The 13,053-nt window shown below is 71.7% G+C and carries 11 protein-coding genes; 9 read left to right on the forward strand and 2 right to left on the reverse strand.

The genetic code is table 11. The features are described 5' to 3' along the window. The first annotated feature begins 84 nt into the window (after window positions 1-84). The 9 genes from AC1WTP_RS22360 (at window position 85) to AC1WTP_RS22400 (ending at window position 10,493) form a co-directional block, all read left to right on the forward strand. Entirely contained in the window at window positions 85-1,491 is a 1,407-nt protein-coding gene (locus AC1WTP_RS22360) for an ABC transporter substrate-binding protein (RefSeq protein ID WP_481651221.1), read from the forward strand. Window positions 1,492-1,493: 2 nt separating this feature from the next. Beyond that, on the forward strand, window positions 1,494-2,504 hold the full coding sequence (locus AC1WTP_RS22365) for a carbohydrate ABC transporter permease (RefSeq protein ID WP_481651222.1): 1,011 nt from the start codon (window positions 1,494-1,496) through the stop codon (window positions 2,502-2,504). Continuing rightward, window positions 2,504-3,370: a carbohydrate ABC transporter permease gene (locus tag AC1WTP_RS22370; protein WP_447139874.1), complete on the forward strand. Its 867-nt coding sequence runs from the start codon at window positions 2,504-2,506 to the stop codon at window positions 3,368-3,370. Before AC1WTP_RS22365 ends, AC1WTP_RS22370 begins: the two co-directional genes overlap by 1 nt. 4 nt (window positions 3,371-3,374) lie before the next feature. Then, complete coding sequence (locus AC1WTP_RS22375) at window positions 3,375-4,541, forward strand: ROK family transcriptional regulator (RefSeq protein ID WP_481651223.1); 1,167 nt, start codon at window positions 3,375-3,377, stop codon at window positions 4,539-4,541. Window positions 4,542-4,609: 68 nt separating this feature from the next. Next, complete coding sequence (locus tag AC1WTP_RS22380) at window positions 4,610-5,509, forward strand: Gfo/Idh/MocA family protein (RefSeq protein ID WP_481651224.1); 900 nt, start codon at window positions 4,610-4,612, stop codon at window positions 5,507-5,509. 114 nt (window positions 5,510-5,623) lie between these two features. After that, window positions 5,624-6,631 (forward strand): radical SAM protein, encoded by a 1,008-nt coding sequence (locus AC1WTP_RS22385; RefSeq protein WP_481651225.1) that lies wholly within the window; start codon window positions 5,624-5,626, stop codon window positions 6,629-6,631. Window positions 6,632-6,812: 181 nt separating this feature from the next. Further along, a complete protein-coding gene (locus tag AC1WTP_RS22390) occupies window positions 6,813-7,871 on the forward strand; it encodes a S8 family peptidase (protein WP_481651226.1) in 1,059 nt (352 codons plus the stop codon). Window positions 7,872-8,230: 359 nt separating this feature from the next. Beyond that, window positions 8,231-9,262 (forward strand): IniB N-terminal domain-containing protein, encoded by a 1,032-nt coding sequence (locus AC1WTP_RS22395; RefSeq protein WP_481651227.1) that lies wholly within the window; start codon window positions 8,231-8,233, stop codon window positions 9,260-9,262. Window positions 9,263-9,617: 355 nt separating this feature from the next. Further along, a complete protein-coding gene (locus AC1WTP_RS22400; RefSeq protein ID WP_481651228.1) occupies window positions 9,618-10,493 on the forward strand; it encodes a hypothetical protein in 876 nt (291 codons plus the stop codon). A gap of 180 nt (window positions 10,494-10,673) precedes the next feature. On the opposite strand, the gene AC1WTP_RS22405 is transcribed toward AC1WTP_RS22400, so the two are convergent. Both AC1WTP_RS22405 and AC1WTP_RS22410 read right to left on the reverse strand, forming a co-directional pair. Next, the gene (locus AC1WTP_RS22405) at window positions 10,674-12,251 is read right to left on the reverse strand and encodes an alkaline phosphatase D family protein (RefSeq protein WP_481651229.1); all 1,578 of its coding nucleotides are present in this window, start codon (window positions 12,249-12,251) and stop codon (window positions 10,674-10,676) included. A gap of 176 nt (window positions 12,252-12,427) precedes the next feature. After that, window positions 12,428-12,862: a methyltransferase domain-containing protein gene (locus tag AC1WTP_RS22410; RefSeq protein WP_481651230.1), complete on the reverse strand. Its 435-nt coding sequence runs from the start codon at window positions 12,860-12,862 to the stop codon at window positions 12,428-12,430. Window positions 12,863-13,053 lie beyond the last annotated feature (191 nt).

A 13,053-nucleotide genomic window follows, 5' to 3' on the forward strand; every position in this document is an offset into this window, starting at 1 on the left:
TGCAATCAAGTATAAGTACTGCTGAAATCTGGCCGTAACGAGTTCACAGTGCATGGTCATCGACACATCGCGGAGGAAAGTCTCGTGAAGATCAGAAAGGCTCGGAGCCGGCGGTGGCTCGCGGGCGGCGTCGCGGCGGGCCTGCTGGCCATGCCGGCGCTGGCGGGGTGCGGCGACGACGAGGGCAGCGGTGGCGACGGCACCCTGACCGTGTGGAGCCTGGAGAACCAGACCGACCGGGTGCAGGCGACCCAGGCGATCGCCGACAAGTTCACCCAGCAGACCGGGATCAAGGTCAAGATCGTCGCGACCGACGAGAACCAGTTCACCAGCCTCGTCACCTCCGCGGCGGCTGCCGGCACCCTGCCCGATGTGGTCGGCGCGCTGCCGCTGGCCTCCGTGGCGCAGATGGCCTCCAACGACCTGCTCGACACCACGGCGGCCACGTCGGTCGTCGACGAGCTCGGCCGCGAGACGTTCTCCGCGCGCGCGCTCGAACTCACCACTCAGGACGGCAAGCAGCTCGCCGTCCCGTCCGACGGCTGGGCGCAGCTGCTGTTCTACCGCAAGGACCTGTTCGACAAGGCCGGCCTGCAGGCACCGGACACCTTCGACAAGATCCGCCACGCGGCGCAGCAGCTCAACACCGGCGGGATGGCCGGCATGGCCGTCGCGACCGTGCCCAACGACGCGTTCACCGCGCAGACCTTCGAGAACTTCGCGCTCGGCAACGGCTGCCAGCTGGTCGACGACGCGAAGAACGTCACCCTCGACTCACCCCAGTGCGTCGAGACCTTCCAGCTCTACGCCGACCTGGTGAAGAACTGGTCGGTGCCGGGCGCGCAGGACGTCGACACCACCCGGGCGACCTACTTCTCCGGCAAGTCCGCGATGGTCGTCTGGTCCTCGTTCCTGCTCGACGAGATGGCCGCGCTGCGCAACGACGCCCTGCCGACGTGCCCGCAGTGCAAGCAGGACCCGGCCTTCCTCGCGAAGAACACCGGCATCGTGACCGCGGTCGGCGGCCCGAGCGGCCAGCCGCAGGGCTTTGGCGAGATCACCAGCTGGGCGATCACCAACACCGGCAAGGACACCGCCGACGCCCGCCGGTTCACCCGGTTCATGATGAACGAGGGCTACGCGCAGTGGCTCGGCATCGCCCCGGAGGGCAAGTTCCCGGTCCGCAAGGGCGACAAGAGCGATCCGGCGAAGTTCACCACCGCGTGGAACGCCCTGCCCGCGGGTGTCGACACCAAGAAGCCGCTCGGCGAGGTCTACCCGGCCGACGTGCTCGCCGCGGTCTCGAAGAGCCCCGACACCTTCCAGCGCTGGGGCTTCCCGCAGAAGCAGGGCGCACTGGTCGGCGCCACGCTCGGCGAGCTTCCCGTACCGAAGGCGGTCAACGCGCTCACCAACGGCGAGTTCGACGCCGCCGCGGCCGCCAAGCGGGCCGCCGAGGACGTCCGTACCATCCAGAAGTCCGTCGGGTAGCGATGGTCACCACCCACGAGCCGAGGCCGGCGGAGGCGCGGGAGCGCCGCCGCCGGCCCACCGGCCCCCGGCGACCGCTGACCCGCAGGCAGCGGGAGAACCGCGCGGGCCTGGCCTACCTGTCCCCGACCCTGATCATCGTCATCGCCGTGGTGATCCTGCCGATCCTCTGGACGGTCATGCTGGCCTTCCAGCGGATCCGGCTGATCAACGTGCGCCGCGCCGGTGTGTTCGGCCAGTACACCCTCGCCAACCTCGAACTGGTGCTGACCTCGCCGGGATTCTGGTCGTCGCTGTGGACGACGCTGGTCTACACCGTGGGCAGCACCGCCCTGTCCGTCCTCTTCGGGCTGATCGCCGCGCTCGCGCTGCGCGGGCGCTTCCGGGGCCGCACGCTCGTGCGGGCGTCGGTCCTGCTCCCGTACGTCGCGCCGGTGGTGGCCGTGACGTTCGTCTGGGAGATCCTGCTCAGCCCACAGTTCGGCCTGGCCAACAACTGGGGCACCCGGTTCCTCGGCTGGGACCGGCCGATCGCGTTCCTCAGCCAGCGGGAGTACACCCTCTCGCTGTTCGGCCTCGACGTCGACCTGCCGATGGCGCTCCTGACCGTCATCGCGTTCGAGGCGTGGCGCTACTTCCCCTTCGCGTTCCTGTTCCTGCTCGCCCGGCTCCAGGCGGTGCCCGGTGAGCTGGAGGAGGCCGCCCTGGTCGACGGGGCCGCGCCGACCCAGACGTTCCGCCGCATCCTGCTGCCGCAGCTCGCGCCGGTCATCGCGTTGCTGTGCGTGCTGAGGTTCGTCATGACCTTCAACAAGTTCGACGACGTCTACCTGCTCACCGGCGGAGGCGCCGGCACCGAGGTGGTCAGCGTCCGGGTCTACGAGTTCCTCACCGCGCGCTTCGACATCGGCGCGGCGGCCGCGCAGGCACTGGTGCTCGCCGCGGGACTCGTCGTGGTGCTCGTGATCTACCTGCGTTTCTTCGCACCGCGGATCGAGGGGGAGGAGGCGTGATGGACCGCCACACGTTCGAGAAGCGACTGTTCGGCGTCCTGCGCTGGGTGGTCATCGCCGTGCTGGTCGTGGTGACCCTGTTCCCGTTCGGCTACATGCTGCTGTTGTCGGTGCGGCCGATCGAGGAGGTGCTGGCCAACCCCGGCCAGCTCTGGGCCGGCCCGTCGGAGTGGACGTTCGAGACGTACCGGGAGGTGCTCACCCCGGCCGGCGCCGGCGGCCAGGGCTTCCTGCGCTTCCTCGCCAACTCGGCCCTGGTGTCGGCCGCCGCGACCGTGCTCACCCTGCTCGTGTCGATCCCCGGCTCGTACGCGGTCAGCCGGCTCCGCTTCACCGGCCGGCGCCAGGTGCACTTCCTCTTCCTGGCGGTCTACCTGTTCCCGTCCATCCTGCTGGCGATTCCGCTGTTCGTGCTCTTCACCCGGCTCGGGCTGCGCGGCTCGCTCGCCGGCCTGACCATCGTCTACATCGCGCAGACCGTGCCCGTCTCGATCTACATGCTGCGCAACTATCTGGCGACCATCCCGGAGAGCCTCGAGGAGGCCGCCGCGGTCGACGGCTACACCCGGCTTCAGACGATCCGCAAGGTGGTGCTGCCCCTGGCCGCGCCAGCGGTGATGGCCAATGCCCTATACGTGTTCATGATAGCTTGGAACGAGTTCCTGTTTGCCCTGCTCTTCCTGGTCGAGGACCGGGCGGACTGGACAGTCTCACTAGGACTCGCCCAGCTTTCCGGCGGCATCGAGGTGAGCAAGACGGTGTTGATGGCCGGGTCGGTGGTCCTGACACTGCCGATCGTGATCATCTTCTTCGCCGCCGAGCGGCTGCTGACGGAGGGACTGACCGCTGGTGCCGACAAGGGCTAGGCCGGTGGGAAACCAGAGCTCCGCCGGCCACCTGCTGTGGCTGGTCCGGACGGGCCGCGCCCGCACCCGGTCGGAGCTGCAGACCTACACCGGGCTGTCCCGCTCGACAGTCACGCAGCGCATCGACGCGCTGCGGGCCGCCGGTTACCTACGCGCCTCCGGCGTGGAGGGGTCGACCGGCGGCCGGCCGGCGGAGCTGCTGGAACTGGACACCGGCCACGGCGTGCTGATGGTGGCCGACCTCGGCGCCAACCACGCCCGGGCCGCCGTCGTCGACCTCAGCGGGCAGGTGCTCGCCGAGGAGCACGAGCTCATCAAGATCGGCGTCGGCCCGGAGGCGGTGCTGGGCTGGGTCGACGCCGCCTTCGCCCGGCTGCTTCCGAAGGCCGGCTGGACGCCCACGCAGGTGCGCGGGATCGGCGTCGGCGTGCCCGGCCCGGTCGAGTTCGAGGCCGGCATGGTGACCCAGCCCCCGATCATGCCGGGCTGGGACGGCTACCCCATCGCCGAGCGGCTGCGCAACACCTGGAACCGGCCGGTCTACGTCGACAACGACGCCAACCTGATGGCGTTGGGGGAGCAGACCGTGCACTACCCCGACTGCCCGACGCTGGTGCTGGTCAAGGTCGCGACCGGGATCGGCGCGGGCGTCGTGGTGGACGGCCAGGTCTACCGCGGCATCGACGGCGGCGCCGGCGACATCGGCCACATCCGGCTGCACGACCATCCGCAGGCGCGCTGCCAGTGCGGCCTCTACGGCTGTCTCGCGGCGGTGGCCAGCGGGCTCGCGCTGGCCCAGCGCCTCACCGCCGCCGGCACGCCCACCTCGTCCGGCGCCGAGCTGGTCGAGCGGATCCGCTCCGGTCACGCGGAGGCGGTGCACATGGCCCGTACCGCGGGCAAGCTGGTCGGCGAGGTGCTCGCGACCGTGGTCTGCCTGCTCAACCCTGGTGTGCTGGTGATCGCCGGCGACCTGGCCGACCTGCATTTCGTGACCGGCGTGCGCGAGATGCTCTACCAGAGCGCGCTGCCCCGCTCGACCCGCCGCCTCGAGGTCACCACCAGTCAGCTCGGCGACCGGGCGGTGCTGACCGGCGCGCACGCGATGGTCATCGACCAGGTGTACGCCCCCGAGACCGTCGACGCCGCCCTCGGCGCCGCGCCGGCCTGACCGTCCCGTCCGCCACCGCACCCGGTGCGGCGTGCCGTGCCGCCCTCACCACCTGAAGGAAACGAGCCGTGAAACGCGAGACGACCCCGAACGTCGGTCCGGTCACCGTGGGGCTGGTCGGGGCGGGGCCCTGGGCGGCGGCCATGCACGGACCGATCCTCGCCGCCGGGCCGGAGACGCGGCTGGCCGCCGTGTGGACGCGCCGGCCGGAGGCCGCGGCCGAGCTCGCCGCGACACTCGGCACCGTCGCCGCCGGCTCCTACGAGGAACTGCTCGACCGATGCGAGGCGGTCGCGTTCGCCGTGCCGCCCGACGTCCAGGTCGCGCTCGCCATCCGTGCCGCGAAGGCCGGCAAGGCGCTGCTGCTGGAGAAGCCCCTCGCCCTCGACCTCGACGACGCCCGCCGGCTCGCCGACGCCGTCGACAACGCCGGCGTGGTCAGCCAGGTCGTCCTGACCAAGCGCTACCACCCCCGCACCCGCGCGTTCCTCACCGCCGCGCGAGAATTCCCGGCCATCGGCGCCCGCGCCAGCTACCTGCACGGCGCGTTCCTCGGTGGCCCGTTCGCCACCGGCTGGCGGATGGCGTACGGCGCCCTGCACGACCTCGGTCCGCACCTGCTCGACCTCGCCGACGCCGCGCTCGGCCGGATCACCGACCTGCGCGCCTGCGGCGACCCGCGGCGGTGGGTGGAGCTGACCTGCCGACACGAGAGCGGGGCGGTCAGCCAGCTCTCGCTCTCCGGAGCGGTGGGCCTGCCGTCCTCCCGGGCCGGCATCGAGCTCTTCGGGGCCACCGGGGCGATGAGCCTCGACTTCGCCACCGTGGACCACGCCGAGTGCTGGCCGATCGTACGCGCCGAGTTCGCGGCCGCCGTGCGCACCAGAACGCCGCACCCTCTCGACGCGCGCCGCGGACTGCTGCTCCAGGAACTGCTCGAAACGGCGGCACGCACGGCGACCGGGTGACCGACGTGGCCGGACACACCACCTGGGCGGGGTCGCGGTCGAGGAAGCCCTGACCACGGCGTGGGCGGATCGGACACGGTGGTTTCGTCGGGAACGCTGGGGGCATCCGGTGACATGCCGGCCGACAACGCTGATCCTCCACTGCCGTCACATCTGCAGTTGGAGGTCACGTCGGCCTGCAACCTGCGATGTGTGATGTGTCTGGTGCGGTACCGGCCGCCGGTGAACAAGCTCGCCGGCGCGCTGCGACCGGAGCTGTTCCACCGGTTGGTGGACGAGGTGCCCGGGTTGAGCCGGTTGACGCTGCAGGGGCTGGGGGAGCCGCTGCTGTCGCCGTACCTGATGGAGATGATCCGGACGGCGGTCGCCCGGCGGATCACCGTCGGATTCAACACCAACGCCACTCTGCTCATCAGGCGCCGGGCGGAGGAGCTGGTGGACAGCGGCGTCGACTGGCTGCACGTCTCGCTGGACGGGGCCGGTGCGGCCGCCTACGAGGCGGTCCGTGACGGCGCGGACTTCGCCACCGTGGTGGCGAATCTCGCCGGACTGGTCCAGGTCAGACGGGCCGCCGGCAGCGCGACCCCGTGGATCCGGGTGGTGTTCGTCGCGATGCGTGACAACGTCGCCGAGCTGCCGGACCTGGTACGCCTGCTCGCCCGGATCGGGGTGGACGAACTGCACGTGCAGAACCTCTCCCACAGCTTCTCCGACACCGACCCGGCCGGCCGCTACGACGACATCCGGCGATTCACCGCAGACCAGGCGCTGTGGACCGACCGCGATGCCGGCCGAGCCACCGCCGCCTTCGCCGAGGCGAGCCGGGTGGCGCGCGAACACGGGGTGCGGCTTCGGCTGCCGGGTGCCGGCGGAGCCACCGGCCGGCCGCCGGAGCGGGCCTGCTCCTGGCCGTGGGACGCCACGTACATCACCAGCGCCGGAGTGGTCCAGCCGTGCTGCATGGTGATGGGCGACGACCGGGTGGCCATGGGCCGGCTGACCGAGCAGAGCTTCCCGCAGATCTGGTACGGCGAGCCGTACCGCGAGTTCCGCCGGCGCCTCTCCGGTGACGACCCGCCCGAGGTGTGCCGCGGCTGCTCGCTGTACCGGCGCACCTTCTGACCCACCATTCTTTTCACCTGGCAGCCCTCGGGCTCCCGCACGTGCTCGTCGGTGCCGCGTGACCGTCCGTGCATCGGCGTGGGGGCATACGTCTATCAAGGGCAGATGGGGAGGCTGTTGCGAATCAGGCATGAGGACCGATCTATAGATGAAGCGTCGTCACATCTTGAGGAGAGGTCTCATGTCGATCGCCCGGTTACTCGTCGGCACCGCGGTGGCCACCGCCGTGGTGGCCGTCGCCGCGACGCCCGCCCAGGCGGCTGTCAGTGATCCGTTGTACGACCAGCAGTGGGGCCTGCGGCAGATTCACGCCGAGCAGGCCTGGCGGACCAGTACGGGGGCCGGTGTGGTGATCGCGGTCGTCGACACCGGCGTCGACCTCGGTCACCCGGATCTGGCGGCCAAGCTGGTGCCCGGCGCGACCTTTGTCGACTGCGGCCCCACCTCCTGCGGCAACGGCGACTGGCGGGGCCCGAACGGCCAGCCCGACGCCAGCGACGAACACGGCACCCATGTGGCGGGCATCGCCGCGGCGGCCACCGGCAACGGGGTCGGCGTCGCCGGAGTCGCCCCCGACGCGAAGATCATGCCGATCAAGGTGTTGGAGGCGGGCAGCGGCAGCTTCGCCGACATCGCCGCCGGCATCCGCTACGCGGCCGACCACGGCGCGAAGGTCGTCAACCTCAGCCTCGGCGCGCTGCCGGGCTCCCAGGCCCTGACCCTCACCGGGCTCGAGTCGGAGGCGACCGAGGCGATCGCGTATGCGCAGGGGAAGGGCGTCGCCGTGATCGCCGCCGCGGGCAACGAGACCGCCCCGCTCTGCGACACCCCGGCGTGGGAGCCCGGTGCCCTCTGCGTCGCCGCGACGGATCGGAACGGGGTGAAGGCGTGGTACTCGAACCTGGGCGTGAAAGCGGACCTGCGGGCGGTTGCCGCACCCGGTGGGGCCGGCCTGGTCAGTTGCGACGACGACGTGTGGTCCACCGTCCCGCGGGGCACCGGCTCGGCCACCTGCGGGCAGGGTGACTACGACGCCTACGCCGGCACGTCGATGGCCACCCCCTACGTGGCGGGAGTCGCGGCCCTGCTCTTCGCCCAGAACCGCAGCCTCGACAACGTGTACTCCGTCCTGATGTCCACCGCGCGCACCCCGGTCGTCGGGCTGCGTGGTGTCTACACGCCGCTGTACGGCTGGGGCGTCGTCGACGCCGAAGCCGCCGTGGCGGCGTCACGGGCCTGACAGCCGACCGGACGCGGGGCGCGGCCGGGTGTGGAGCCCCAGCTTCGACAGCATCCGGAGCTGGGGCTTCGCGCTGGACGAGGGACGGCAGACGCATCAAGGCGTGGCAGCTGACACCCCGTCGCCCTGAGGTGCACACCGGCCGACACGACAGTGGTTCCGCCGGGGCCCACGAGGGGGCCTCGACGCGAGACCCCGTAGACCCCTAACGGCAGGCCCCATCGATGCCCTAACCCGGGCGGACAAGCCGGGGGCGCGGCCCCGATGTCCGAAACCGCTGCCCAACCTACTGTCGATCACGGACATGGCAGATCTTGTCCAGCCACGTCCCGACGACACCCAACGAGGAGACCTGCACCATGAGCGCAAGGGTCAGCACGAATGCGACCGCCGACGTGAACTCGACCTACGACCGGACCAGCAGCGCGGAGGTGAGTGCCGACACCAGCGCGACCACCGGCGTGGACCCCACCGCCGGCGTTGGGTCGGCCGCTGATCTCGGCCTGACCGCTGGCCTGGTGTCGGTGCAGAGCCTGCAGGAGTTCGTATTCGGCCTACTCACGGACGTCGACGCCCGCTCGGCGTACGAGGCGGACCCGCTGGCCGCGCTGCACAACGCGGGCCTTCACGACGTGACCCCCGTCGACGTGCAGGAAGCGCTTCCGCTGGTCGCCGATGTGCAGGGCGCCACCCTCCTGCCGATCGGAGAGGGTCTCGGCGTCAGCCCGGGCGCCACCGTCGACGGACTCGGCTCCGCAGGCGTGACCGGCACCCTGGCGAGCACCCTCGGCGGGCTCGGCCTGACCGGCCTGGCCGGCGATCCGGGTGTCACCCTCGACAGCATCAGCCTGAGCGGCGTGACCGGCGCCGTGGGCGGGCTCGGGGTCGGTGACGTCAGTGGGGACGTCGGCGGCACGGTGCACGGTGTGGCCGGTCTGACCGGCGGCGTGACGGGTGACCTCGGCGGCACGGTGGACGGCACGGTGGGTGGCCTTGGCGTCGGTGAGGTGACCGGGGGCGTCGGCGGCACGGTGCACGGCGTCGTCGACCTGGCCGGCGGCGTGACGGGTGACCTCGGCGGCACGGTGGGCGGTGTCACCGACCTGGCCGGCGGCGTGACGGGTGAGCTCGGCGGCACGGTGCACGGTGTCACCGACCTGGCCGGCGGCGTGACGGGTGAGCTCGGCGGCGCGCTGGACGGCACGGTGGGTGGGCTCGGTGTCCCGGAGTTGACCGGGGACGTCGGCGGCACGGTGCATGGTGTCACCGGCCTGGCGGGCGGCGTGACCGGGGACCTCGGCGGCGCCGTGCACGGCATCGGCGGCGTGACCGGTGACGTCGGTGTCCACGGCGACGCGCACGCCGGCGTGGACAGCTTCCTGGGAGCCTGACCGCGGGCGACGTCGAGCTGGTCGGCGGCTCGGCGCCGGGGCCGGGGATCGCGCACCATCGGTGCGATCCCCGGCCTGCGCATGCGGTTGCCGACGGCGACGAGGGCGGTCTCCTGCCCCGTGGGCCCGGACGCGTCACCTCCCCGGCATCGGAGGTGAGACGCGAAACCTGAGTTCGCATCGGATACAGCGAATGTCCGGTTTCTCCTGAAAAGCTGCTGAATGCTCTATAGCTTCGAGTCGGCCTTCTCGATGGTCGAGAGGGGACTGACAGAGCAGAGGCAAAAACGTGAGACGAATCCGGCGACTTTCGGCTACCGGGGCGGCGGCTGTCGCAGCCTCGGGTGCGCTGGCCTTGTCCAGTGTGACTCCCGCGCTCGCGGCGCCCGGCGACGCCAGTGCCCGAGGGGTGGTGGTCGAGCTGTCCGCGGCAGTCCTGGACACGACGATCGTCACCGCGGACGCCGTCATCGGCACGGCCACCGCACCGGCTGGCGGCGGCACCGACAGCGACACCGCGCTGGCGATCACCATCCCCGGCGCTCTGGGGGTCACCGCCACCGGCACCGTCGTCGAGGTCAGCGCCACCCGCGGCGACACCGCGTCGTCGGCCAACGCCGAGATCGCGGACCTGGCCCTGGCGGTCCTCGGCACACCGGTCATCGACGCGGAGGCGATCACCGCGGCGGTGAACTGCCCGCAGGTCGGCGCCCAGACCGCGGACACGACCTTCACCGGGCTGGAACTGTTCGGGGAGCCGGTCGAGCTGATCCCGAACACCCCCGCTGTCACGGCCGACGCCGAGGTCACCGTTGCGGGCGTGACCGGTGCCACCCTCATCGCGACGCTCACCAGCGTGGAGACCACCACCGACGACGGTGCGACCGCGATCGCCGTGCAGGCGGCGCTGCGGCTGACCGGCACCATCGTCGGCGGGCCGCTGCTCGACATCCCGGTCGGTACCGTCATCCTCGCCGAGGCCCGGTGCGAGCGCCCGCTCGGCCCGACGCCGACCCCCACTCCGACGCAGCCGACGCCCGCACCGACCCAGCCCACGGCACCCCCGACGGACGACCCGACGCAGCCGCCGACGGCGGCCCCCACCCTCCCCGTCACCGGCGGTGACGCGTCCGGGCTGTGGTGGCTGTTCGGCACGGGTGCGGCGATGGTCATCGCGGGCACGGCCGCGCGGCTGATCCTGCGCCGGTCCCGGGCATCGCTCGACGCGTGACATCCACGCCCTGACACCGCAGGGGGCTTCCGGCCGATGGCCGGGAACCCCCTGCGGTCGCCCGTGCGGCTGGCCCGACGGCGACGTCCAGTGGCTATCCCCAGGACGGTGCAGCGCGCTCTCGGCCTCGCGTCGATGCCCTCGCCGGAGGCATCGGTCGGCCCGACCGGGAGGCAGGCGTCACGCCGAGACGTGCGCCACGCCGGGCCTCCCGCTCTCCACGTGGACGCTGGCGCGCGTCGAGACCGGGGCGCCCGGAACGTTGACGAACGGCACGACCCGGTAGTCGGTCCGCATCTCGCCGCGGCCGAGGTGGCAGACCTGGTACCCGCGCTGCGAGTTGTGGAACTTCATGTGCGGGTTCTCGGCCAGCCAGGTGACGCCGAGCGCGTCCATGTCCGCCCCGTTGCCGCCCGAGCTGATCGACGTCCCGAGGAACTCCGTGCCGATCGTGCGCGAGCCGGGGTCGGAGAAGTCCAGTTTGAGATCGGCGGCGACGCTGCGGTGAGCATCGCCGGTGATGATGAGGAAGTTCTCGACGCCGCGCTCCGCCACGCCGTCGAAGAGCCGTTGGCGCGCGGCGGCGTACCCGTCCCAGGTGTCCAGGCCGAACCTCTCCGGCTCGCCGGCGGTGTGGTCGGCCTCCATGGCGAAGACCTGGTTGCCGAGCACGTTCCACCGCGCCGCCGACGAGGCGAGCCCGGCCAGCAGCCAGGCCTCCTGCTCGGCGCCGAGCATCTGCCGGTTCGGGTCCCAGCGGAGTGACTGGTCGGTGAGCTGCTGGTCACGGAACCGCCGGGTGTCGAGCACGTCGAGCTGCAGCAGATCGCCGAACCGCAGCCGCCGGTAGACCTGCATCTCCGCTCCCTCGGGCATCGACGACGCGCGCAGTGGCAGGTTCTCGTAGTACGCCTGGTAGGCGGCCGCCCGGCGGAGCCGGAACACGGCCGGGTCCTGGTCCGGTTCGGTGTCCGGTTGCGAGTGGTCACCGGCCCAGTTGTTCTCCACGTCGTGGTCGTCCGGGGCGACCACCCAGGGCGCGGCGGCGTGCGCCGCCTGCAGCGCCGGGTCGAGCTTGTACTGGGAGTACCGGATCCGGTAGTCCGTCAGGGAGAACGTCTCGGCCGCCGGAAGGTGCGCGCGACCGATCGACCCCGCGTTGCTGCCCTCGTAGATGTAGTCGCCGAGGTGGACGACCAGGTCCAGGTCCTCCCGGGCCATGTGCTGGAAGGCGGTGAAGTAGCCGTCGGCGTAGGCCTGGCAGCTCGCGAAAGCGAAGGTCAGCGACTCGAGCGCGGTCCCTGGGCGCGGTGCCGTGCTGGTGCGCCCCACCGGACTCACCTGGTCCGCGATCCGGAACCGGTACCAGTACCCGCGGTCCGGTCGCAGACCGTGCACCTCGACGTGCACCGAGTGCGCCCACTCGGCCGTGGCACGTCGCACGCCGCGGCGTACCACCCGGCGGAAGTTCTCGTCCTCCGCCACCTCCCACCGCACGTTGACGGCACGGTCGGGCATGCCCCCGAGCCCGTCGAGGGCCAGCGGGTCCGGCGCCAGGCGGGTCCAGAGCACGACGCCGTCGGGCGTCGGATCGCCGGACGCGACGCCGAGCGTGAACACGTAGCCCGGCAGGGTGACGTGGTCGTTCGAGACGGCGGACGCCGAAGCCGGCTCGGCGGCGAGGATCGCCGCGCCGGCGGCGACACCGCCCAGGGCGAGGAAGTGACGACGGGGCAGCAGCAGAGGGGACTCCGACATGGGGGATGCCTTCCGGACAGTGGTCAGTGGTGCCTTCGTTCACCCTCATCCCAGCCGCCCGACCTGACACCCACCGGAACACGCGATGAACAGGGCCGCTCGTGACCGGGGCACTCGCTGCCCTGACGATGGGAAAGGCCTGCCGTCCAGGGCTCGGTGGCGGACTGTGCGCCGGCTCAAGGTCGCGGGATGGGCACTTCCCGGAGCGGATCGCCGCCGTCGACGAAGAGCCGGGCGTCGGGCGTGGTCGCCACGGCGAGACGCCGCAGCACGCGCTGGCCGACCTCGGGATGGCGCCCGTCGAGGGCGCCGACGCGGACGGCGAAGACGACGTCGTACGGCTGCTCCTGCTCCCCCGGGACGAAGTCCTCGGCCGCGACCTGGCGGACGCTCATGCGGCCGGACGCGATCTCGTCGACCGCGGCGGCTTCCGCCTGGGCGACGGCGGCCGCGGATCTGTCGATGGCCAGGATGTGGCCGGTGGTGAGTCGCGCCGCGACCGCTCGTGCGGCCGCCCCGGGCCCGCAGCCGATCTCGAGGACGCGGGAGTACGGCCGGAGGGGGAGCGCGTTCACGACCGCGGCGAGGCGGGGCGAGAGACGTGCCGGCATGAGCCGAAGGATAGGGACGACGGTCGGTCCGCGCGCGGGCCGAGGGGCGGATCGTCCGCCGTGTCGCCATGGCCTGCGAACTACCTATTGACTTTCGATAGGTAACGAGTGATGGTCGATGGGTGGTTGTTGAGCATCGGGCGGTAGCCGCTCTCAGAGTTTTCCTGGTTCTGCTGTTCGGGATTCTGGTC

It is taken from the genome of Micromonospora sp. R311 (genome assembly GCF_056780015.1).

Excerpts from the sequence above, each read along its gene's own strand:
- AC1WTP_RS22410 (WP_481651230.1), bottom strand. The coding sequence starts at position 12,862 with ATGCCGGCACGTCTCTCGCCCCGCCTCGCCGCGGTCGTGAACGCGCTC.
- AC1WTP_RS22390 (WP_481651226.1), top strand. The coding sequence starts at position 6,813 with ATGTCGATCGCCCGGTTACTCGTCGGCACCGCGGTGGCCACCGCCGTG.
- AC1WTP_RS22395 (WP_481651227.1), top strand. The coding sequence starts at position 8,231 with ATGAGCGCAAGGGTCAGCACGAATGCGACCGCCGACGTGAACTCGACC.
- AC1WTP_RS22385 (WP_481651225.1), top strand. The coding sequence starts at position 5,624 with ATGCCGGCCGACAACGCTGATCCTCCACTGCCGTCACATCTGCAGTTG.
- AC1WTP_RS22405 (WP_481651229.1), bottom strand. The coding sequence starts at position 12,251 with ATGTCGGAGTCCCCTCTGCTGCTGCCCCGTCGTCACTTCCTCGCCCTG.
- AC1WTP_RS22365 (WP_481651222.1), top strand. The coding sequence starts at position 1,494 with ATGGTCACCACCCACGAGCCGAGGCCGGCGGAGGCGCGGGAGCGCCGC.
- AC1WTP_RS22370 (WP_447139874.1), top strand. The coding sequence starts at position 2,504 with ATGGACCGCCACACGTTCGAGAAGCGACTGTTCGGCGTCCTGCGCTGG.